Origin of the sequence: Pseudomonas sp. CCNWLW23 (assembly GCF_037095675.1) — a bacterium.
In the GTDB taxonomy this organism is placed as follows: Bacteria; Pseudomonadota; Gammaproteobacteria; order Pseudomonadales; family Pseudomonadaceae; genus Aquipseudomonas; species Aquipseudomonas atacamensis.
The window spans coordinates 380,084-401,778 of the sequence record NZ_JBAWKM010000001.1; the positions used below are offsets into that span (position 1 = coordinate 380,084).

Here is a 21,695-nt window from a genome sequence, read left to right on the forward strand (position 1 = left end):
GATCAGTCATCCGCCTTGGCGAGCACTTGTTGGGTATTGCGGATACCGGCCTGATCGAGTGTCAGATCAGCCTCGGTGAGTTCCAGCGGAGTGATCTGCACGGTGTGCCGCCACTGCGTATCCGGCAGGTCGCGATAGGCAGCAAGGATGCCCACGTAACGGCTGCCCTCCTCCACGCTGAGTTTCAGTTCCACGGTTTCACCCGGGCGCAGTTCGAGTTCTTCGCTGGCCACCAGATCCGGGTTGAGGGATTCCTTGGCGCGTTCGTAGAGGCTGAAGAAATCAGCGTTCTCGAAGGTCACCGGGTGCTTGAGTTCGAACAGACGCACGACGATCGGCGACGGCCGCCCGTTGAGGTCCGGGTTGAGCTGATCGCTGCCGGTCAGTTTCAGATTGATCTTGGTCACTTTCGAGTACGGCGACAGCGACGAGCAACCGGCAAGCAGCACCAGCACGGTGAGCGCAGTCAGCGTCTTGAAAAAAGCGGTCGAGCGGCGAGACATGCGCATCATCCTTGGTGGTCGGTGTGGAGGGTGGAGATCAGGCGGATCTGTTCTTCGTAGGCCTGGGCAAAGTCGCGGGCCAGCAGACGCTCGCTCCAGTCATCGTCCTGACGCAGTGCCTGGTGATAGCGGCCGAACGCTCTCCAGCGCCCACCCGATGTTGCAATCAATGGCTTGCTGTCGCGCTCGAAACGCAGGGTCAGTTGCTCCGGCGAGAAGTGCTCCAGCGTGCCTCGCACGGCGGCGCGACTGGCGGTCAGCAAAGCCACTTGGTGCGCCTGCAAATCACGGAATGCACGGGAGATCGCCTGCTCGGCCGGCAGGTGTCCAGGCTTGCTTGGCTGCAACAGAATCTGCAGTGCTTCGCTCGGATCGACGGCGAATTTCAGCGGGTTCTTGTTGGTGCCCTGCACGGTGGTCTGCGCCAGACGCAGTTCGTTTTTCAGCTCGGAGCGGGTGCGCAGGCTCTGCTGCAAACCGCCGATGCTCTGGCGCAGCAGGCGCGCAGCGTTGAGCGCCAGCGCTTCGCGTTCGTCGTGGCTGAGGCCTTTGACGTCGACGCCCAGCGCCGCGCCGAAGTGTTCCCAGAAACCTTCGCTCTGACGCTCGACGGCTTTCGGTGCAGGCGCCGGCTCAGGCTCGACCGGGGCGGCGATCAGCTCCGGGACCATCAGGCTTTCCATGTCGATGCGCGCGTAGTCGGCACGTTGACGGGAGTCTTCCGGCTTGGCGGTGGGCGACAGCAGTTCGTCGATTTCCGAGTAGACGCGCTCTTGCTGTTCGAGGGCATTGAGCGGGTCGAGGTCGAGGAACGCGTCATCCGGAATGATGCTGCCAGCGGCACGCGGACGGCCGACTTCGCCGTCGAAGGTCGCCGGGTCACGGACCAGCCGCGCGCGGATCTCGAAGTCGCCGAGAATGTAGGTGCTGCCGTGCTCGATGCGCACCGGCTCGCCCTTGTGCAGGCGCGCGCCGCTGCTGCCGTCCTGGACACCGTTGCTGCTGGTGTCGGTAAGGAAGAACGAGCCCTCGCGGTAGCTGACAATCGCGTGATGATTGGACAGGTGCCGCTTGCGGTCAGGGATGATCCAGTCGCAGTCCTCGCCGCGCCCGATCACGCCGCCGGCCTGCTTGAAGGTCCGCTGGCACAGCTCGGTGGGCACGAACTGCTTGGTGTTCAGCATTTCGAAAACCAATTCCATGTTTGATGCTCCTTGCGGTCACTTGCCGCGATTGACCGCTTGCGGATCACCCAACGGGCGATAGTCGTTGTCGTTGAATTTGTAATTGCCGCTACAGCCGCCAAGGCCGCATAGAACGACGAGGGTCAGCAGGACAGCGTGCCAGTGACGAACAGACATCAGAGGGTCTCCAGGTGTAGACAAAGCACAAAGCGCCGACCCTTGCGGGCGGCGCTGAAATAAGTTTTTGAGGTGGGCTCGAAGCCTCTAGATCGAGGCCTTGCGCCATAGCCTGGAGGTACGGCGACCTCCCGCGGCGAGGGGACTTGTCCCCGTTGGCGCGCGCAGCGCCCCCATAACCTGCCAGCGCGATTTCTCAGTGAAACCGTATGTACCGGACTGCGACTGCTGCGCAGCCGGACGGGGATAAATCCCCTCGCCACAGGGTATGTGTTGGGTTCGAAGAAGTGCTGTAGCTCAACCATCAAAGTCACCCAAATTGATATTCAGGCGCCCGAGGCGGTACAGCAGCGTGCGCCGTGGCAGGCCCAGTTCGCGGGCCGCGAGGGTCTGGTTGCCGTCGTTCTTGCGCAGGCAATCGAGCAGCAAAGTGCGCTCGACCTGCTCCAGGCGTTCGCGCAGATTCAGGCCGCTGTTGTCTTCCGGCATCGCTTCCAGGCGCAGGGAAAAATGCTCGGCGAGCAACTCGCCGCCCTCGCAGAGCAACACCGCGCGCTCGACCAGTGCCTTGAGTTCGCGAACGTTGCCGGGGAAGTTGTAGCCGCACAGATGCTCCAGCGCCGAATCCGACCAGCGCACCGGGTCACGCTGCAAAAACGTGCAGGTCTTCTCGGCGAAATGCCGGGCCAGATCGAGGATGTCGCCTTCGCGCTGACGCAGGGCCGGCAGCTCGATCGGGAATTGTGCGAGGCGGTAGTACAAGTCCTCGCGGAACTTGCCTTCGCTGACCAGCGCCGCCAGATCACGGTGCGTCGCGGCGATGATGCGCACGTCGATCTTGTGCGTGTCGTTGGAACCCAGCGGACGGATCTCGCCTTCCTGCAACACGCGCAGAATCTTCGCTTGCAGCGACAACGGCATGTCGCCGATTTCATCGAGCAGCAACGTGCCGCCATTGGCCGCGTCGAACAGCCCCGCACGATCGCGATCGGCACCAGTGAAGGCGCCTTTGCGATAGCCGAACAGCTCGCTTTCCAGCAGGTTTTCCGGGAACGCCGCGCAGTTCTGCACGATGAACGCCTGGGAGCGACGCGGGCCGCAATCGTGAATCGCCCGCGCCACCACTTCCTTGCCGGTGCCGGTCTCGCCACGCAACAGCACGGTGTACGGGCTGTGGAGGATCTTGCTGATCAGCGAGTAGGTCTGGCGCATCGCCGCGCTTTTACCGATCAGGCCGTAGCCGCTGATGCTCGGCACGCTGCGAGTGGCGGTGGCCGATTCGGCGGCTGGCTGACGCAGGCGTTGCAGCAGATGCAGTTGGCCGAGCACGAACGAGCCGAGCTGGCCAAGGGAGTCGGCGAAACCCTGCAAGTCAGTGCGACGACGACTGGCACACAGCAGCAAGCCCTCAACCGACTTGTGCTGATTGACCAGCGGCACGCACAACAGCGACTGCCACGGCGTGCTCGCCGCTGGCAGAAAACTGGTTTCGTGCAGGCTGCCGGTCAGGTCGTCGAGGCACACCACGCGGTTCTGGCACAGGGCGAATTGCAGCAGTTGTTCACCGTTGTAATCCGCCGGCAGGCTCGCCGCCTGACGCGGTTGCAGCGCGCCGTCGAGGCACTCGGCATTCATCCCCAGGCAGGTGTGGGTGGCGTCGAGCAGATACAGCTGCGTCAGTTCGCAGCCACTCAGTTCGGCCAGGCCACGGACGAATTCACTCAGCAGCGCAGCACTGTCCGCCGCGCGCGAAAGACTGGCGAACTGCGCCAGCAACGCTTCGGCATAGACCAGTGGCTGCGGCACTTGAGTGAACATCACGCCCACCTCAGACGAACTCGCAGGTCACGCTGGAGTTGCCGTCGAGCGTGGCATGCACACGCTTGAGGCTTTCGCCGGTCGCCATCGCATCGAGCAGACGATCGGCCACCAACGGCAGCACGTGTTGATCGAGCAGATGATCGATCAGGCGCGCACCGCTTTCGCTTTGCGTGCAACGCTCGGACAGGTGATCGACGAGGTTCTGGCACCAGCTGAACTCCAGCTGACGACGGTTCAGGCGCTCGCCGAGACGGCCGAGTTTGATTTCGATCAGCTCGCGCAGCACCGGGCCGCCCACCGGGTAGTACGGCACCACTTTCATCCGCGCCAGCAGCGCCGGTTTGAAGTGTTTGCTGAGCACCGGGCGAATGGTTTCTTCGAGCACTTCGGCGGTCGGCCGCGCGCCGTCTTCGCAGAGTTCGCTGATCTTGTCGCTGCCAAGGTTCGAGGTCATGAGGATCAACGTGTTGCGGAAGTCGATCTCGCGACCTTCGCCATCGTTGGCCACGCCTTTGTCGAAGATTTGGTAGAACAGGTTGAGCACGTCCGGGTCGGCCTTCTCGACTTCATCGAGCAACACCACCGAATACGGCTTCTGACGCACCGCTTCGGTGAGCATGCCGCCCTCGCCGTAACCGACGTAGCCCGGTGGCGCGCCAATCAGACGCGAGACGGTGTGCTTTTCCTGGAACTCGGACATGTTGATGGTGGTGATGAAGCGGTCGCCGCCGTACAACAGGTCAGCCAGGGCCAGCGCGGTTTCGGTCTTGCCGACGCCGCTCGGCCCGACCAGCAGGAACACACCGACCGGTGCATCAGGCTTGTTCAGGCCGGCAGCGGTGGCGCGCATCGAACGATCCAGCGCGTGCACGGCTTGTTCCTGACCACGGATGCGCGTGCGCAAATCGGTGGCGAAACTGGCGACCTTGGCGTTGTGCTCGCGGGCCAGTTGCGCCAATGGCACGCCGGTCCAGGCGCTGATCACTTCGGCGACCAGACGCGGGCACACTTCGAAGCTGACCAGGCGTTCTTTGACTTGCGCAGCGGTCAACGTGGCGTGGGTTTCATGCAGCTGAGCTTCCAGCGCTTCGACGCTTTGGCCTTCTTCGACTTCGGCGACCACGGTTTCAATCACGGTGCCTTCGGCGTCTTCTTCCACGCTGACGGTCGGCTCGACGGCTGCAGCCTCGCGGGCCTTGGCCAGTTGCTGACGCAGTTCCAGCAGACGCTCGGCCAGCTCTTTCTGCTCAGTCCACAGGGATTCCAGCGCGAGCATTTCGCTTTCGGCTTCGTCCAGCCGCGCTTCCAGTGCTTCCAGCGCTTCGTGGTCGATCAGCAGACCGGCCTCGGCATCGCGGCGCAGGGCCTGACGCTGACGGCCGCCTTCAGCCAGTTCGCCACGCAGGCGCTCGAGGCTTTCCGGGGCCGCAGCGAGGCTGATGCGCACGCGGGCGCACGCGGTGTCGAGGACGTCGACGGCTTTGTCTGGCAGTTGCCGACCGGCCAGGTAACGCGCGGACAATTCAGCAGCGGAGACCACCGCGTCATCGCGCAGATAGATGCCGTGGCTCTTCTCGTAGACCTGAGCCAGACCACGCAGAATGGTCACCGCTTCGCTGACAGTCGGTTCGTGCAATTGCACAGGCTGGAAACGACGGGCCAGCGCCGGGTCTTTCTCGAAGTATTTCTTGTACTCGGCCCAGGTGGTCGCGGCGATGGTGCGCAGTTCGCCACGGGCCAGCGCCGGTTTCAGCAGGTTGGCCGCATCGGAGCCGCCGGCATTACCGCCCGCGCCGATCAGGGTGTGGGCTTCGTCGATAAACAGAATGATCGGTTTCGGCGAGGCTTTGACCTCGTCGATCACGCCTTTCAAACGACGCTCGAATTCACCTTTGACGCTGGCGCCGGCCTGCAACAGGCCCATGTCCAGCGAGAGTAATTCAACGCCTTTGAGTACCTGCGGCACTTCACCGGCAGCGATGCGCGAGGCCAGACCTTCGACGATCGCGGTCTTACCGACACCGGCCTCACCGACGACGATCGGGTTGTTCTTGCGACGACGGGCGAGGATGTCGACCATCTGCCGGATCGCGCCGTCACGGCACAGCACCGGGTCGAGTTTGCCGTCGCGGGCCTGTTGGGTCAGGTTGTGGGTGAAGCGCTGCAACAGCGATTCGCCTTGCGCCGCCGGCTTGCCGTTGGCCGCCGGTTGCTCCTGTTGCGACAGGGCAAATTCCTTCAGGCGATCAATGTTCAGTTTGGCGAGCAGCGGTTGATAGCGGCTGCCGGCATAACGCATCGGGTTGCGCAGCAACGCCAGGATCAGCGCGGCGTCTTCGACCTGGGTCTGGCCCAGCTCGAGGTTGGCCACCAGCAGCGCGTCTTGCAGCCATTGCACCAGTTCCGGGGCGAACACCGGGTTGCGCGAAGCGCTGTGCTCCACCCGCGATTGCAATGCAGCGGTCAGTTCACCGGCGTCGACGTCAGCATCTTGCAGCGCGCGCGACAGCAAGCCGTTCGGGCGCTCGAGCAAGCCCAGCAGCAAGTCTTCGACGAGGATCTTGCTGCCGCCACGGGCGACGCAACGCTCGGCCGAACGTTCCAGATCACGACGGGTTTCGGCGTCCAGCGCCTGGATGAGTTGTTGCAGGTCTACGTTGATCATGGCTCACGTCCTTAATGAATTTTGCTGCCCAGGGTCACCACGCCGTCCGCTTTTTCGCGGCCCAGCCAACTGGTCCAACCGAGGCGACAGGCGTTCTGCTCACCGATGCGCAGTTCGCGGATTTCTTCCTGGCGCAGGACCAGGCGAATGTCGTAATCGAGCGGGTCACGCAAGGTGAACCGCACCAGCGCGCAAAGCGGCTGGTAACCGAAACCGATCGGCAGGAATTCATGGAATCGCTGCCAGTCGAGTTCGGTGATGTGAATGCGGAATTTGCCGCTGCGATCGCGCACGTGTTCGCCCAGCACCAGGTCTTCGCCGAGTACGCTGTTGGCGCGGCCCAAACGATTGCGCTGCTCGTCGAGAATTTCCACGCGGCGCTCGATGCACTGCTCGATGACCAGGTCTTCGTGCTTGAAGTAGTAACGCAGCACGGCTTCGATCAGCGCCGCCGAGTGTGCCCGCAAACTGAGCAGGCCGAGGTACGGCAGCAGGCGTTTCCAGTTGAGTTCCTTGGCCTTGCGGATCTCGTCGCCGCCCAGGCCGATCAGCGCAAAAAGTTGCGCCGAGAACGGATCGATCGCGCCGCTCTGGAAGCTCGCGCGGTAGCGGTACTTGCGCCAGATCGGCAGCATCAGCCGTTGCAGGCGATGGTGGAACAGGTCGAGGAAATTGCGCGTCGGGTTGCCATCCTCGCTGTCGCCCAGGGCTTGTTCGCCATAGAACGCCGGCAGCGGCGAACCAGAGCCGACCAGGCCGATCAGGTTGAAGCGCATGCGCGCGCGCATCTTGCCGTGCTCTTCGAAAAACTCGACGCGATCGACGTCGCTGCGCGGAAAGCCCAGGCTCGGGTTGGCCTGGAACTCGACCTGGTCGTACAGATCGTCTTCGCTCAGATGCGGGTGTGCCTCGCGCAGCCGGTCGATCACCAGCAGCACGGCCTGAAACAGCGAGTACTCGCGTATTACCTTGGTCAGCCCGCTTAAAGCAGGGGCTGCAGGCCCATACGTGGTGTCCATTGGTACACCTCTCCCTGTGTGCTTTTTACCCGCAGCTCATGGAATGAATTGAGACTGGCGTAAAGCGCGAAAAACTCGTTGAGAACCGAAGCGAAGACGAACAGGTCGCCTTCGCCGATATAGCCTTCCGGGTCGATGGTCAGTTCGGTGCGTAAACCGCGCACCGGCAGACCGCGATGCAGGCGGTCGACGTGGTGATGTTTGATTTGCTTGAGGCCGCCGAGCAGGCGTTTGCTGACCTTTTCCGCGTGCTGGTCGTAGTAGCGCGGCAGGTCGTAGGTTTCCAGAATCACCTTCAACGCATTGACGTCGGCCAGCGACAGATAGTTAAGCGACATGTTGCTGATCAGCTTCCACAGGAAGTCACGGTTCAGCGGCGGCGCGAAACTCGGAGTGGCCGGGGTGATGTTGCGGAAACTGAGGAATTCCGGGGTCTGCTCGCTGGCCATGCAGATGTCGCCGAGCTTGAGCTTTTTCGGCAGGTTCTGGTTGGTGCACATCAGCTCGATCGACAGCGTTTCGTGGGCTTCGGTGTGGCGGATGCCGAAGCTCAGGTAAGTGTCGAGGCCGTCATGCAGCAAGGACGAACGCTGGCGGATGCTGTAATGCGGACGGCTGTTGGGCACATCGAAACTCGGGTCGTGCTCGAAGGATTCGAACGGCACGTACTCCTGATAACCGAGGCCGCCGGGTTTCCAGCCGGTCACGGTTTCCACCGAGAACACACCGCAGTTTTCCAGGTCGTATTCCGCCGGCAGCAGGAGGTACTCGTCCTGCTTGCCATCGAGACGAATCGGCAGCGCGTCGTGCTCGAACAGATTGACGATCGGCGTGCAGAACAGCTTCACGTTATCGAGCGTCGGGCGCATGCGCATGATGCCGCTCTTGCGGATGTCGAAACGCAATTCGAGGCCGCGCATCTGCTTGAGGGTGTCTTCCGGCAGCGCCTTGAGAATGTCCAGACCGTTGACGTCGACGAACAGGAACTTGTCCTGGAAGGCGAAATATTCCTGCAAGTAGCGATAGCCACGGAAGGTGTTCAGCGGATACGGGATCAACGCTTCTTCTTCGGCAAAACCCACCGGTTTCACCCGGTCGCCGGGAATCTTGAACGCCATCGGCTTGCCGCTGACGCCATCAATCGGCTTGCCGGCGCCGTCGAGCGGGATCAGTTCGATGCCGTCGAGGTTGCGCAGCAGGCTCAGGTAGAGCATCTGGCTGATGTAGCGCTCACCGGCAAAGTGCAGGCGCAACTTGCTCAGCTCCAATTCGCCGAGGTGGCCGTCAGCGCTCATTTCCAGGCGCAGGCTGAGCAGCGAGCCATCGCCCTTCACCGAGTAATTCAGTGCGGCCAGATCCAGCGGCAAGACTTCGGTCGGGTAACAGGTGCGGAAACGGCAGCGCACGTCTTCTATCGGCTTGCTCTCGATCGGCGTATCGCGCTCGACCAGCAGCGCCGGCCCGGAACGCTTGAGCGGATCAAACTGCAAAATGCTGAACGCCGGCAGCGGGCGCATGTAGTTCGGCCACAGCAACTGCATCAGCGAATGGCTGAGCTCCGGCAGTTCGTCATCGAGCTTCTGGCGCAGGCGCCCGGTGAGGAATGCAAAGCCTTCGAGCAACCGCTCTACATCCGGATCCCGCCCGGCCTGCCCCAGATACGGCGCCAGCGCCGGACTACGCTCGGCGAAACGGCGACCGAGCTGGCGCAGTGCGGTGAGTTCGCTTTGGTAGTAGTGGTTAAAGGACACGGGGTACCTGCCTGGTAGTGGAACTCATTTAAAAAAACAGCAGAACAGTTCATGCGGGTAAGAAACTCCCCGCGGGCAATGTCGGCCATAACGCCCAACAGTCATGCTTTAACTTCTCGATTTGAAAAAAAAAAGCGATCAATCAATTGGCCAGCAAATATCGCCGCAAAAGTCAGGACACCACCCATCGAGGTGTAAGCCATCGCACGGACGGGGTAGTGAGGCAAAAAATAGTACAAAATAAGTCCCAGCATTAATGAGACAGACAGGACCTTTAATTTCAGCTTGGGGACAAAAAACGCTATAGCGTTCATCACCACAAAATACTGAACCATTAGATCCGGCGTCATACCGATGCCGATACCTCTCGATGTCAACCCGCCATACATATCGATATATACGTCGACACCGTAGTTATGCAAAGGAATATACAGGGCACATACTATCAGGTGTGGAATACAGGCAACTAAGCGACGAGCTTTCATTTATTCCATGCCCCGTACTGATCCATATCGCCTTGCGAAATTGGATTTATTAACTTCGCATTCGATACAGGCACATAAGGTGCGTCAGTAAGTTCAATTGTGTGCGGGATACCTTTATCGTATACCGTGTCTTTTTTCACAACCAACTTGCAGTTTTCTTTTGCCCACAATATCCCTCGCAATATGATGAAGTTATCGTAAACGTCTTTCGGTCCTCGCTCTGCTCCGGTATAGGCTTTGCCGTCGCCCCAGGTCATACCCGTTTCACCAGCCAGCTTTATTGCGAGTTCTACCTGCTTTGTTTCTCGCAGATATTTTCTATAGGTGTTAACCGCAAACGGCACCTGGCCAATGCCATCAGTCCAATACGGTTTATCCTCCATGAACACCATCAAGAACTCAGCACCGCCCACGGCACGGAATTTCCAGTCACCCGGCATTCCAGAGTGAAAAGTGAATGAAAACCGGTCGACGATTGCGAAGTCGATCAGCTCCTGCCAAGTAACATGTTTATAAGCCGCATGCGATTCTGATCCGGCCTGCGTTGTTTCCGGGTTGATCCAGACAAGCTCTCTATAATATCTGGCCAACGGTTCGAACCACTGACCCTTTTCTGCGTATAGTTTCTCCGCAGTGATAATTCTGAATGGAGAGTCATCCTTACCCGGTTTCAAGGCGAAGAGCGGCACACCACTTTTTCGCGTAATAATCCAGGCCAACGGAAGGTCAACTTTCTTCGGCTTTGTATCCTTGCTCTCAGTTGTTTCGGTAAGAACTTTAAGTGTAGTCACCTCGTCCTGAGTCACAAACGTGTAAGCGACACCATCGATGTTGATTACGGTCTCCATACCTACTAGTCCGCCGAAATATATATAGTTACAGGCTCTGCCGTCTTTCCAGTTGAAAAACCACCTGACATGCCTGTTGACGTTGAGCCTGTTTTCTCAATCCCGCTATCAGAGCGCATGATGTAGTTTAAATTTTCAACCGTTCTTCCATCTGCGGTTTTGAATTCAAAGACACGATTGAATATTCCAAGAATGATGACCGGCTCCGGCGGCACAAACGGCGCCGGCGTATGCGAATTGCCAATAATCACCGTCCCGGATCCGGCCGTGACCTTATTGCCGTGAGATCCAACCGAACCTACGGTCGCAGCCGGTTTGCCGTTGATCAACACGGTTGTCGCAAGATCGCCGACCATCGCACCACCACACGCCGAGACATCGCCTTGGCGGGCGGCCGCGAGGCCGTCGAAGAACACGTCGCCGGAACCGGCGGCGATCGGGTTGGTGCCGTGGCCGGGGAGCGGGCAAGCGGTGGGGTCGGATACGCGTGCTGCGGGTTTGCCAGACATCGGGGATCTCCTTAGGTGACCTTGACTTGACCGCTGCCATCCAGGCGCGCGGAGAAACTGACCTGACGCTTGAAACCCTCGACTTCCAGCAGGCCTTCGATACTGAAGGCCAGGCGAAGTTGATCGTGGTCACGCGGCAGGGAAATGACACGCACGTTGCTCAGGCGTGGCTCGTAGGCTTCGATGAAGTTTTCGATGGCCAGGCGGGCCTGACTCAGCGAGTCGTGCAGGCTCAGGCGCATGTCATTGAGATCGGGCAACCCGTAGTCGGCCAGCGTTTGCACGCTGCCGGCCCGGGTGCTGAGCATTTTGGCCAGATGGGCAGCCACTGACGCCATGGCACAAGCCTCAAGGCTGTTGCCCTTGCGTAGTTGTGCGTCGCCGTTGAGGCGTTCGAACAGGCTGCCGTATCCGTCCATGAGTCGCTCTTACTCTTTGTCCAGCTTGCCAACCAGCGACAGGGTGAAATCGGCACCCATGTACTTGAAGTGCGGACGCACATTCAAGCTCACGCGGTACCAGCCCGGCTCGCCTTCAACGTCGCTGACGATCACTTGCGCAGCGCGCAGCGGACGACGGCCACGCACTTCGGCGCTCGGGTTTTCCTGGTCGGCAACGTACTGACGGATCCACTTGTTCAGTTCCAGCTCGAGGTCGGTACGCTCTTTCCACGAACCGAGTTGCTCGCGCTGCAGCACTTTCAAGTAGTGAGCCAGGCGGTTGACGATCATCATGTACGGCAGTTGGGTGCCGAGCTTGTAGTTCAGCTCTGCCGCCTTGCCTTCTGCGCTGATGCCGAAGAACTTCGGCTTCTGCACCGAGCTTGCGGAGAAGAACGCCGCGTTGTCGGAGCCTTTGCGCATGGTCAGGGAGATGAAGCCTTCCTCGGCCAGTTCGTATTCACGACGGTCGGAAACCAGAACTTCAGTAGGGATCTTGGTTTCGATTTCGCCCATGCTTTCGAAGTGGTGCAACGGCAGGTCTTCAACCGCGCCACCGCTCTGCGGGCCGATGATGTTCGGGCACCAGCGGAATTTGGCGAAGCTGTCGGTCAGCTTGGTGCCGAACGCGTAGGCCGTGTTGCCCCACAGGTAGTGCTCGTGGCTGTTGGCAACGGTTTCCTTGTACACGAACGATTTGACCGGGTTCTCTTCCGGGTCGTACGGGTTACGCAACAGGAAACGCGGCACGGTCAGGCCAACGTAGCGGGAGTCTTCCGAAGTCCGGAAGCTCTGCCATTTGGCGAATTGCGGGCCTTCGAAGTGGTCTTTCAGATCTTTCAGATCCGGCAGGCCGGTGAAGCTTTCCAGGCCGAAGAATTTCGGGCCGGCAGCAGCGATGAACGGCGCGTGGGACATGCACGAAACGCTGGCCACGTACTGCATCAGCTTGACGTCTGGCGAGCTTGGCGACATGTAGTAGTTGGCGATGATCGCGCCCACAGGCTGACCACCGAACTGGCCGTATTCAGCGGTGTAGATGTGCTTGTACAGGCCCGACTGCATGACTTCCGGCGAATCTTCGAAATCGTCCAGCAGGTCTTCTTTGGAGACGTTGAGGATTTCGATCTTGATGTTTTCGCGGAAGTTGGTGCGGTCGACCAGCAACTGCAGACCACGCCACGACGATTCCAGCGCCTGGAAATCCGGGTGGTGCAGGATCTCGTCCATCTGACGGCTGAGCTTGGCATCGATCTCGGCGATCATGCGGTCAACCATGGCTTTCTTGACCGGCTCACCGTTGTTCTGCGGCTTGAGCAGCTCTTCGATGAACGCCGACACGCCACGCTTGGCGATGTCGTAGGCTTCGTCGTCCGGGGTCAGACGGGTTTCGGCGATGATGCTGTCGAGAATGCTGTATTCGCCGCTGGCGGCGCTCTTCTCTTGTGCTGCGCTAGTGCTCATTGTGTTGGCTTCCTTGGCTACTGGAGTCTCAGGCGTCCGGGGCTGCGGCGTTCAGGCCCAGCTCACCGAGTACGCGACCGCGGGATTCGTCGTCGGCGAGCACGCCTTCGATCGCTTTACGGAACGCAGGTGCGTTACCCAGCGGGCCTTTGAGGGCCACCAGCGCATCGCGCAGTTCCATCAGTTTTTTCAGCTCAGGCACTTGCTCGACCAGGCTGGCCGGGTTGAAGTCCTTCATCGAATTGACGCGCAATTGCACGGCCAGCTCTTCAGCCTCGCCATCTTCCTGCAGACGGTTCGGCACGCTCAGCGTCAGACCCAGCTCTTGCTTGGCCAACACTTCGTCGAAGGTCATCTTGTCGATGCTGATCGGCTTGCGATCTTCGATTTTGCGATCGTCCTTGCGGTGGGTGTAGTCACCGATTGCCAGCAGCTTCAGCGGCAGTTCAATCTCTTCCTGAGCTCCGCCGGTGGCGGGTTTGAAGGTGACGTTGATGCGTTCCTTGGGGGCTACCGAGCCTTCTTTGGCCATGGCTTTTCTCCTTGCGGTTGTGGCCCTGGGGCCTATTCGAGTACCACTTCGAGGTCGAGGTGGCACAGCCTGCGATAAATCTCTTCCTTGCTTTCACGTACGGCGTGGTTCTGCGGCAACAACTCGCAGCAACTGTGCAGCAGGTGCAGCACTTGCAATGCAAGATCGGGCTCCCAGGCGTGCAGGCCTGAGTCCTGTAATGTCTGATCGAGGGTTTCGAGCTGGTTCTTGGCCAGTTCGTATTTCTTGGCCAGGAAACACAGCCGCGCGAGGGTGAACTGCCAGAAGAAGCGTTCGCGGCCACCGTGGGCCGATTGCAGACCCTGCTTGAGAATCTGCACGGCCGGCTTCAAGCCTTCCTTGCGCAGGATCGGCTGAACTTCCTCGAGGGCTTTTTCCCAGGCCGGCTGGGTTTCGACGTTCTCGCTTTCGACCTTGCGCGGCGCGCTGGCGCTTTGCAGGTGCGGCATGACATTGGCGGCGATCCACGCCCGGGTGGACGGATCGGCAAACGGCGCGCCGTCATGGAAGCGCAACTCGATGATGCCCGGCAGGCGCTGAATCAAAAGCGCGAAGTGGATTTCCACTTCGCGCATGGCCAGCTCGGCGTTGAGGTTCTGGAGACATTCCCAGACCATCCTCTGGCCATCGAACCAGAACGGCGCCTTCGCCAGGCTCGCCTCCAGTTCCACCAGCAGGTCGGCGTATTTGCCCTGATCGAAACGGTCCTGATAGAGCTTGAGCTTTTCCAGCGGCAGACCGCGCAGCACGGTGATCTGCTCGGCGTTGCGCTCGGGCACCGCGTCGATGGTCATCCACAGCAGCGTGCGATTGAGGCGCAGGGCACGCAGGTCGGTGGCTTTCTGTTTCAGCCACCAGGCACACAACGGGCGCGCGCTTTCCTGCTGGGCGCGCAGGGCTTTGTGCGCATCCCGCTCGTTGTCGATCGGCGCGCCGGGGGTGAGCAGTTGGGTCGCGGCCTGCTTGACCTGCGCCACCGCCGCGCCCACCACACCGGGTGCCGGCTGGTTGTCGGCGGCGCGCTGAATCATGGTTTTCAGGCGGCGGGAGATCGGCAGCAGCAGCGGCGCGTCATCGCCCAGATGCTCAGTGCACGCGGCCTCAAGGCCGGCCAGGTGCTCGGATAGCTGCCGGAACATCGGCAACTGCTCTTTGATCGCAATGTTTTCGGTGATGACCTGCTCGAGACGCGGCACCAGCCAGCCGATCGCGGCGGCACGGGTGCGGGGTTTGAGCGGATGAACGTCGGCCCAGTTGTTTTCCGACAGATGGTGCAGCAGACCGAGGCCGGCGAGCAGCCCGGGGAAGGATTCGCGCTGGTACAGCGACCAGGTCAGCCAGGCGCCGACACGCAGATCCTTGGATTGGGTACGCAGCAGATTTTCGCTGTTTTCGCGGATTTTCAGCCAGTCGATCTGCCCGCTTTCGTGCATCGACGAAGCCTTGGCCAGCTCACTTTCCAGCGCCTCGAATTCGCTCGAAAAACGAACGTCTTCGCCCGCGAAATTCTCTTTGGAAACAGAGACTTTTGCGAGTTCGAGGTAATGGGCGGAAAGTTTGCTTGAGTAGGACATCCATGGCCTTTATTAAGGATTACAGTCATGCGCGCGAATGGAGTTTCAGCAACGCGGGACAGTATCGAAGAGCAGTTCAGCGACTCATCCAATTGAGATGTGCTCTTTCAAGTGGGCGCATCGTAATCACTATGATGGCCACTAGCAAGCATCTGATTAAACAACAAGACGAACTGTTCATTGCGGTCTGTAGGAGATCGCCCTATATGTCGCAGGGGTTTCCCTGAGGCCGTTTATTAACTGGCGGATTTTACCAGCCCCCGGCAAACCCTTGACCCAGAGCCCTGCGCCGCAGCCGGGCGAGTTTACCTGACGCTCGTATCCTCGAGCGGCGTGCAGCATGCCAAATTCAAAAAAAAATAGAAGTAGGACACTTCCGAAAATAGCTGGTTTGCCTCAACAAGTTTTCCGCGACAACGATCAACGCAAAAAGTGCCACTATAATGATGGCATTTCATTATTCTGAAACTTTCCCGCGCCAACAAATACTGCCAACTCGATAGTTATCGAAGCCGCGTCCTTCAGATAGTTCTCGCATCACGACCAAGACTTCCACACCGGAATACTCTGACAAATTTCAGGGATACTTCTTACATCAATTAGTTTGCCGCGCCGCTAGCTTGCCCTGGCCACTTTTCATGCGCGGCGATCAGGGAGGACAGCATCGCGCTTTGACTCACTTTGCTTAAGGACAAGCCCATGTTCGGCAAAGGCCACTGCGCGCCATTCTCTCTGCATATCCCCGCCATTCGTCACGACTTCAAGGTGCTCGCGTTCACGGGCACCGAAGCCATCAGTCAGCTGTACGCATTTCGCCTTGAGCTGGTGAGCGAGCACGCGGATTTCGATCTGGAAAGCTTGCTCAGCCAACCTGCGTTTCTGCAGGTCGGATCAGCGGGCGAAGGCATTCACGGGCGGACCGAAAACGTCATGCTCGGCGAATCAGGCCAGCGCCTGACCCGTTATGAACTGACACTGGTACCGGCGCTGCATTATCTGCAACTGAGCCACGACCAGCGGATTTTCCAGCAACTGACCGTGCCGCAGATCATCGCGCAAGTGCTCAAAGGGCATGGCATCCAGGCCGATGACTTCACGTTCAATGTCGCCGCCGGTGAGCCTCGTGAGTACTGCACGCAGTACGGCGAAAGCGACTTTTTGTTCATTCAGCGTCTGTGCGCCGAAGAGGGTATCGCCTGGCACCATCAACATTCGCTCGACGGGCACTTACTGGTATTCAGCGACAGCCCGGTGTTCGCACCCAAATTGGGTACGACAGCCTTTCGGGTTGATAGCGGCATGGTTGCCGAACACCCGGTGGTCAACCACCTGACCATGGGCTTCAACACCCGTACCAGCACCGTCACCCGCCGTGACTATGACCTCAAGCGGCCAAGCCTGCTGCTGGAAAGCCGCTTCACCGCAGAGTTCACGCCGGCTCTGGAGGAGTATCGCTATCCACTGTTGATGAAGTCCGAGAAGCACGGCAAACAGCTGGCGCGTCAGGCCTTGGAGCGCCATCGCAGCGACTATCAATGGATTGAAGGCAAAAGCGATCAGGCGATTTTGCGCAGCGGTCACTTGTTCGAGCTGAGCGAACATCCCAGGGCCGAGTGCAACGAGTTGTGGCTGTTGGTCAGTCTCAGTCACGAAGGCAAGCAACCGGCAGTGCTCGAAGAGGCTTTCAGCAGCGAGGCGAAACCTGCCGATGGTTTTTCCCAGGGCTACCGCAATACCTTCAGGGCCATTCCCGCAGAAGTGGTTTTCCGCCCGCCTTTGCCCGCGCCAAGACCCTTGCTGGTCTGCCAGACCGCGCGCGTTACCGGGCCTCCCGGAGAGGAGATCTTCTGCGATGAGTACGGCAGGGTTCGTGTCGAGTTTCCCTGGGATCGCGCTGAACGCAACAGCGAAAAAAGCAGCTGCTGGTTACGCGTAGCTTCCAGTTGGGCAGGTGACGGATTTGGTGCGGTGACCATTCCCCGGGTCGACATGGAAGTGGTCGTGACCTTCCAGGAAGGCGACTCGGACCAACCGCTGATTACCGGCTGCATCGCCAACAAGGTCAATGCCGTCGCCCATCCCTTGCCGGCGAGTAAAACCCGCACGGTATTACGCAGCCAGAGCTCACCGCGCAATGGCGGCTACAACGAACTGTCGATCGAGGATCGCGCCGGGCAGGAGAAGATCTACCTGCGCGCGCAGCGCGACCTTGAGCAACTGATCCTCAACGACAGCCGCAGCCTGATCACTCGAGACCGCCATGAGCATGTCGGCAATGACAGCACCAGTCTCATCGAGGGCAAGGATTCGCGCACTCATCAAGGACTGCGAAGCACAGTAATCAACGCCGACGACTTGTTGCAGGTCAGCGGCACCAGCAGCCAGACCTTGGGCGCTCTGGTGATCCAGGCCGGCCAGCAGGCGCATGTCACGGCAAGCAACGTGGTGATCGATGCCGGCATGAGCCTGACGCTGTCAGCGGGCGGTCATCACATCGTGATCAATGCCGGCGGGATTTTCAGCAGCGTGCCCATCGTTCAGGGCGGCGCGCCACTGCCGGGTCTCGCACCGCTACAACCGCTGCAAGTTGAGGCCGGCCTGCCAGCTGCGATCAACGCCACGCCGCTGTCGATCGTCAACAGTGCCCGCCAGCAGGCAGCGGATTTTTGCCCGCTGTGCGAAGCCTGCGCAGCGGGTCAGTGTGAGCTGGGAGAAGTCGCATGAGCCCGGTCGAACAATGGTTGCACGCTCAGTCCCGCGCCGGCTGTGAACTGTATCTGATGCTCGACACCGAGGGCCAAAGCGCAGAGCACGCTGCGTTGACCCGCGACCTCGGCACCGAGCGGTTTCGTCCGCTCTACAGCGGCACGCCGGCCGAGTCGCTGGTGCCGACCGGCCCGCTGCTGTTGCAAATCGATACGGCGCAGCATCCCGCCATCCAAATCTTGCTCGCCACGCCCGAGCGCAATTGGGGCTGGCTGGCCAGTGCCCGTCACGTCGAACTTGACGCGCTGGCGGCGCATTGGCGCGAGCGCCTGATAACCGGCGAACGCCCGAATCAGGCGGTGTACCGCGTGCATGACAACCGGGTTCTGGGCCGTGCGCTGGCGCACCTGCAACCCGAGCACCGCGCGGCGTTTCTCGGGCCATTCAACAGCGTCTGCTATTGGCACGCAGAGCGATGGAACGCGATCGACAACCCGGACCCCGGCCACCACCCGCTGCCGATGGATCCGCCTTGGCTGCACACGCCGACCCCGGAGCTGATCTACGCCAACGTGCTGTTCGACAACACCCGCCGTTACCTGGTCGGCGAACACACCGAAGCAATGGCCACGCTGGCCGAACAGCTCGACGTCGATGAGTGGCTGTGGGGCCTGATTCAACTGACGCAATTGTGGGGCTGGCAACAACCGGAGCAAGTGCATTTCTTGCTGACCCGCAGTTTGCAGTTACCGGGATATCGGCCAGGCAAATCATGGCTGCCCAAACCCGGTGAAGATCCGGCGATGCATTTTGAGCGGGTATATCAGGAAGCGTTGTATTGGCAGGGAGAGGTAGGTCGATGAGGAACTTGAAACGAGGGTTGCTGCTGAGTGGTTGCCTGGGATTGCTGGTGGGTTGTACGACGGTGAAGACCCCGAACACGTTTACGTTTGTTCCGGATTTTCCACCTGGATTCAAATATGAGCTGAAGGCTATCTACCTGCCCGCAGCGGGTGAAACCTGCCGCGTGCCAGGAAAGCCGGATTTCTGGGTGAGCTTCAATAAACCCACCATGGAATATGTAAGCACTGCGGAAATCGAGTTGTACAAAACCGTCAGCGATTGTCCGTTGGCGCTCAACAAAGTGGAAATCAAGCTCATCGGTTTTTATGGAAAAGGCCGAAGCAACTTCAGCATGGACTACGCCTCGATTTTCGTGCGTCCAGAGTTGCTGGAACGACTAAAGGGCACTTTCAACGAGGACGGTGCAGGGGAGTTTTATGGTGAATGCAGGTGGTCATTCCGCACCGTCGGTCCACATCGTTTCCTGATCAAACTGCTGACCTGCAAAAACATGGATGCTCAGGGCAACGTGCTGCGAACGAGACCTTCCACGGCGTACACATTGACTCAACTTGAGGGCAAAACGGTGACGCTGAAGGTCAGGCTGGCAAGTGAAGAACTTCCAGCCATCGGCGATACCTGGATCAAAGTAACCCGCGGCTGGAAGCGCTGTATGGGTGAGAACTTCGAGGATCAATACGCCTTTTGCTACGGCAACGACACAAATTTCAGCACTTTTAAAATGGTCGATGGGCGGGTTTGCACCATCTATCCGGGATGCACGGAGCAAGGGGCACCATGAACATTGAGACTCCCTCGGCGACCGATTTGCGCTTCATGCAGGGCGACATACATGCCTGCCCTAAACGCGGCCATCGTACCAGCTTCCAGCTAGTGGACGAATTCGGCGACGGTAAGCCATACGCTGGTCTGTCTTACGAAGTGATTGATTACGAAGACACGGTCCATAGCGGAAAACTTGATGCGACTGGATCTGCAAAGATCGACGATCATTATTGCGGTCCGCTAGTACTCAAATTGAAGAGCCGCTATCAAGGCAGCGAAAAATCTTACACATTTTTGCAAAAGCGCCCCCACTATCCCCTTCCCATCACCGAACTCCAAGTCCGCGCCGAAAAAACCCGCTTCTTCCACAAAACAGGCACTCGCACCCAGGCAAACCCCGCCAAGGACCTGCCCGAAACCGACGCGTACTGTCAGGTCGAAGTCAGTGAACTGGTAAAGCACATCGCCCACCTGCCACCACTGGTTGCTCGTCGCGACCCTCCGAAGAGGGCGGCGCACAAGCTCATGCGATCGGCGGCGAAGTCCAGAGACTTCACGCTCGTCGATAAAACTTCTGCGGATGGCGGACTGCACACAATCTTGAGTGCGGCGGAGATGGCCACCGTCGAACTGGGGTTTTCCCCGCCGCCGCCCAAGGGCGTCGCACTGCTGCCGAACAAACACCATGTGCTGGAAGTACGGCCGATGAGAGCGCTACGGCCAATGCTGTCGACAGGCGACGCGTTCTGCGCGCTCAACCTTTATCAGCTGTCGGTGATGGCGACGCTGAGCTACACCGATTTCGGACAGGAACCCAACACTCAACCGGTGCAGACCGACACGGTAAGCTTTCCGGTACAGCCCAGCAGCGGCAACTGGTTCGGCCACGCGCTACCGCAGTTCGACGAGTTGTGGAAGGTCGATGACTCGCAAACGCAGAAATACTACCCACTGTACGAAGACGTGCCGTATTCGAAACGCTTGGAAGTGGTGCCGTTCGACCCGAACCTTTACCCCGAAGTGAATGACCCCGCGTTGGGCGACGAACAAGAACACCCGGCCAAGTTGCACTGTCTCGATGACCGTAACAAAGACAACAGTACTGATACCCAAGCTTTCATCTGCCACCATGACGAGTTGATCCTGATCAGCGTGCGAGGTACCAGTGAGATCTGGCCCGACGGCCGGCGTGACGGCGATGCCTATCAGGTTCCCTTTGCCGAAGGCGAAGGCAAAGTGCACCGCGGTTTCTACGGTGGCGCTTTGGCGGCTTATCCATTCATCGTGACTTATCTGGAAAAATTCTACAGCGGGCAAAAGCTGCTGATCACGGGTCACAGTCTGGGCGGTGCAGTTGCATTGATCCTGTCCGAGATGCTGAGACGCAACCTGGAGTTCTCCCCGCAAATCGTGCTCTACACCTACGGCGCCCCCCGCGCCGGCGACACTACCTTCATCGAAAGCGCCCAGTCGCTGGTTCATCACCGCATCGTCAATCAGAACGATCCGGTACCGAGCGTGCCGGCGACCTGGATGAACACCTTTGCCAAGCCTGGGCCGATGTACGCAACCAACGCCGTGGTGCTGGGCTTCAACCCGGTCGCCGGCCTCGGCCTGCTGATCTGGGGAATCATCAATTTCTTTGGCGACGACTATGGGCATCACGGTGCTTTGCGCCATTTCATGCCCGTTGAGTTCGACAACGACCACCGATCCTCGCTTCTCTGGGAGCCGGGTTGCAGCACGATCGTCGATCACGGCTGCGCCAAGGCCCTGCGCGCTACCAACGGCTTGCCCGAACGCGGATCGTTTTTGCGGCAGTTGTTCTCCGCAGGTCACCACTCAATGGTCGGCAGCTACATCCCCGGCTGCTGGGCCAGCTTGCGCCGTTGGCAGGAAGCACTGCAGCTCAAGCGTTCGCTGGTGACCAATCGCGAATACGAGTGGATCAGCAGCGCCCTGGAGAATATTCAGCAACAGCTGCGGGCCGTTAAGCGCGATCTGCAAAACAACCACCGTTCTTACGTGCGAGAGCAGGAGCGCGTGCACAAGACGCTGATGCTCAATCAGGAAATAGACAAAATCAGCATGACCAAGGCCCACCTGACAGCGCTGCGCAGTCAACGGGTCACTGAGACCGACGTTTACGGCAGCTATGCCGACCAGCCCGAATGGGTCGAGGAAGGTCTGCTGCGCTGGAACGCCCACCCTGAAAACCTGGTTCAGGAGCAACTGGCGATGATCCCGCCAGCCGCTGAAGACCACGACGCCGCTATCGCCGCGATGACCGGTGGACATGCAGTTGGCGCGCCGTTTCATCTGGATATTGATTCGATTGTGTAGCGCCTGAACAACGGGCGGGCAAAA

18 protein-coding genes are annotated in these 21,695 nt (G+C 59.6%); 4 read left to right on the forward strand and 14 right to left on the reverse strand.

Annotated features, from left to right (window positions below):
• Positions 1-2 precede the first annotated feature (2 nt).
• The 14 genes from tssJ to tssA all read right to left on the reverse strand — a co-directional run bounded on the left by tssJ (position 3) and on the right by tssA (position 14,993).
• Positions 3-503: a type VI secretion system lipoprotein TssJ gene (tssJ, locus tag V8J63_RS01770; RefSeq protein WP_016772509.1), complete on the reverse strand. Its 501-nt coding sequence runs from the start codon at positions 501-503 to the stop codon at positions 3-5.
• Positions 504-508: 5 nt separating this feature from the next.
• Entirely contained in the window at positions 509-1,705 is a 1,197-nt protein-coding gene (tagH, locus tag V8J63_RS01775) for a type VI secretion system-associated FHA domain protein TagH (RefSeq protein ID WP_016772508.1), read from the reverse strand.
• Between the two features lie 18 nt (positions 1,706-1,723).
• Positions 1,724-1,864 (reverse strand): hypothetical protein, encoded by a 141-nt coding sequence (locus V8J63_RS01780; protein ID WP_003229566.1) that lies wholly within the window; start codon positions 1,862-1,864, stop codon positions 1,724-1,726.
• 297 nt (positions 1,865-2,161) lie between these two features.
• Entirely contained in the window at positions 2,162-3,682 is a 1,521-nt protein-coding gene (locus V8J63_RS01785) for a sigma-54 interaction domain-containing protein (protein ID WP_206421366.1), read from the reverse strand.
• 10 nt (positions 3,683-3,692) lie between these two features.
• Positions 3,693-6,350: a type VI secretion system ATPase TssH gene (gene tssH / locus V8J63_RS01790; RefSeq protein WP_336463478.1), complete on the reverse strand. Its 2,658-nt coding sequence runs from the start codon at positions 6,348-6,350 to the stop codon at positions 3,693-3,695.
• Between the two features lie 11 nt (positions 6,351-6,361).
• Positions 6,362-7,369: a type VI secretion system baseplate subunit TssG gene (gene tssG, locus V8J63_RS01795; RefSeq protein ID WP_056790879.1), complete on the reverse strand. Its 1,008-nt coding sequence runs from the start codon at positions 7,367-7,369 to the stop codon at positions 6,362-6,364.
• Complete coding sequence (gene tssF, locus V8J63_RS01800; RefSeq protein WP_336463479.1) at positions 7,333-9,120, reverse strand: type VI secretion system baseplate subunit TssF; 1,788 nt, start codon at positions 9,118-9,120, stop codon at positions 7,333-7,335. The genes tssG and tssF overlap by 37 nt, the downstream gene beginning before the upstream one ends.
• 101 nt (positions 9,121-9,221) lie before the next feature.
• The gene (locus V8J63_RS01805; RefSeq protein WP_016772502.1) at positions 9,222-9,605 is read right to left on the reverse strand and encodes a hypothetical protein; all 384 of its coding nucleotides are present in this window, start codon (positions 9,603-9,605) and stop codon (positions 9,222-9,224) included.
• Positions 9,602-10,453 (reverse strand): hypothetical protein, encoded by an 852-nt coding sequence (locus V8J63_RS01810; RefSeq protein ID WP_130889039.1) that lies wholly within the window; start codon positions 10,451-10,453, stop codon positions 9,602-9,604. The genes V8J63_RS01805 and V8J63_RS01810 overlap by 4 nt, the downstream gene beginning before the upstream one ends.
• Before the next feature lie 5 nt (positions 10,454-10,458).
• Positions 10,459-10,962 carry a PAAR domain-containing protein gene (locus tag V8J63_RS01815; RefSeq protein ID WP_125927433.1) on the reverse strand — a complete coding sequence of 168 codons (504 nt, stop codon included), beginning with the start codon at positions 10,960-10,962 and terminating at the stop codon, positions 10,459-10,461.
• 11 nt (positions 10,963-10,973) lie between these two features.
• Entirely contained in the window at positions 10,974-11,381 is a 408-nt protein-coding gene (gene tssE, locus V8J63_RS01820; protein WP_007920274.1) for a type VI secretion system baseplate subunit TssE, read from the reverse strand.
• A 9-nt stretch (positions 11,382-11,390) separates the two neighbouring features.
• Entirely contained in the window at positions 11,391-12,866 is a 1,476-nt protein-coding gene (tssC, locus tag V8J63_RS01825) for a type VI secretion system contractile sheath large subunit (RefSeq protein ID WP_016772499.1), read from the reverse strand.
• 28 nt (positions 12,867-12,894) lie between these two features.
• Positions 12,895-13,398: a type VI secretion system contractile sheath small subunit gene (gene tssB, locus V8J63_RS01830; RefSeq protein WP_016772498.1), complete on the reverse strand. Its 504-nt coding sequence runs from the start codon at positions 13,396-13,398 to the stop codon at positions 12,895-12,897.
• A gap of 32 nt (positions 13,399-13,430) precedes the next feature.
• Positions 13,431-14,993, reverse strand: a complete 1,563-nt coding sequence (gene tssA, locus V8J63_RS01835; protein ID WP_024014827.1) for a type VI secretion system protein TssA — start codon at positions 14,991-14,993, stop codon at positions 13,431-13,433.
• Positions 14,994-15,692: 699 nt separating this feature from the next.
• On the opposite strand from tssA, the gene tssI reads away from it, so the two are divergent.
• The 4 genes from tssI to V8J63_RS01855 are packed head-to-tail and all read left to right on the forward strand — an operon-like array spanning position 15,693 to position 21,671.
• The gene (gene tssI, locus V8J63_RS01840; RefSeq protein ID WP_336463480.1) at positions 15,693-17,717 is read left to right on the forward strand and encodes a type VI secretion system tip protein TssI/VgrG; all 2,025 of its coding nucleotides are present in this window, start codon (positions 15,693-15,695) and stop codon (positions 17,715-17,717) included.
• The gene (locus tag V8J63_RS01845) at positions 17,714-18,562 is read left to right on the forward strand and encodes a DUF4123 domain-containing protein (RefSeq protein ID WP_016772496.1); all 849 of its coding nucleotides are present in this window, start codon (positions 17,714-17,716) and stop codon (positions 18,560-18,562) included. The genes tssI and V8J63_RS01845 overlap by 4 nt, the downstream gene beginning before the upstream one ends.
• Positions 18,559-19,344, forward strand: coding sequence for a hypothetical protein (locus V8J63_RS01850; protein WP_016772495.1), 786 nt, complete (start codon positions 18,559-18,561; stop codon positions 19,342-19,344). Before V8J63_RS01845 ends, V8J63_RS01850 begins: the two co-directional genes overlap by 4 nt.
• Positions 19,341-21,671 carry a lipase family protein gene (locus tag V8J63_RS01855; RefSeq protein WP_336463481.1) on the forward strand — a complete coding sequence of 777 codons (2,331 nt, stop codon included), beginning with the start codon at positions 19,341-19,343 and terminating at the stop codon, positions 21,669-21,671. The genes V8J63_RS01850 and V8J63_RS01855 overlap by 4 nt, the downstream gene beginning before the upstream one ends.
• The last annotated feature ends 24 nt before the right edge of the window (positions 21,672-21,695 follow it).

Coding starts and splice junctions, on each gene's coding strand:
- tssC (WP_016772499.1), bottom strand. CDS start 12,866: ATGAGCACTAGCGCAGCACAAGAGAAGAGCGCCGCCAGCGGCGAATAC.
- tssB (WP_016772498.1), bottom strand. CDS start 13,398: ATGGCCAAAGAAGGCTCGGTAGCCCCCAAGGAACGCATCAACGTCACC.
- V8J63_RS01815 (WP_125927433.1), bottom strand. CDS start 10,962: ATGTCTGGCAAACCCGCAGCACGCGTATCCGACCCCACCGCTTGCCCG.
- tssJ (WP_016772509.1), bottom strand. CDS start 503: ATGTCTCGCCGCTCGACCGCTTTTTTCAAGACGCTGACTGCGCTCACC.
- tssA (WP_024014827.1), bottom strand. CDS start 14,993: ATGTCCTACTCAAGCAAACTTTCCGCCCATTACCTCGAACTCGCAAAA.
- tssG (WP_056790879.1), bottom strand. CDS start 7,369: ATGGACACCACGTATGGGCCTGCAGCCCCTGCTTTAAGCGGGCTGACC.
- V8J63_RS01850 (WP_016772495.1), top strand. CDS start 18,559: ATGAGGAACTTGAAACGAGGGTTGCTGCTGAGTGGTTGCCTGGGATTG.
- V8J63_RS01780 (WP_003229566.1), bottom strand. CDS start 1,864: ATGTCTGTTCGTCACTGGCACGCTGTCCTGCTGACCCTCGTCGTTCTA.
- V8J63_RS01855 (WP_336463481.1), top strand. CDS start 19,341: ATGAACATTGAGACTCCCTCGGCGACCGATTTGCGCTTCATGCAGGGC.
- V8J63_RS01810 (WP_130889039.1), bottom strand. CDS start 10,453: ATGGAGACCGTAATCAACATCGATGGTGTCGCTTACACGTTTGTGACT.
- tssI (WP_336463480.1), top strand. CDS start 15,693: ATGTTCGGCAAAGGCCACTGCGCGCCATTCTCTCTGCATATCCCCGCC.
- tssE (WP_007920274.1), bottom strand. CDS start 11,381: ATGGACGGATACGGCAGCCTGTTCGAACGCCTCAACGGCGACGCACAA.
- V8J63_RS01785 (WP_206421366.1), bottom strand. CDS start 3,682: ATGTTCACTCAAGTGCCGCAGCCACTGGTCTATGCCGAAGCGTTGCTG.
- tssH (WP_336463478.1), bottom strand. CDS start 6,350: ATGATCAACGTAGACCTGCAACAACTCATCCAGGCGCTGGACGCCGAA.
- V8J63_RS01845 (WP_016772496.1), top strand. CDS start 17,714: ATGAGCCCGGTCGAACAATGGTTGCACGCTCAGTCCCGCGCCGGCTGT.
- V8J63_RS01805 (WP_016772502.1), bottom strand. CDS start 9,605: ATGAAAGCTCGTCGCTTAGTTGCCTGTATTCCACACCTGATAGTATGT.
- tagH (WP_016772508.1), bottom strand. CDS start 1,705: ATGGAATTGGTTTTCGAAATGCTGAACACCAAGCAGTTCGTGCCCACC.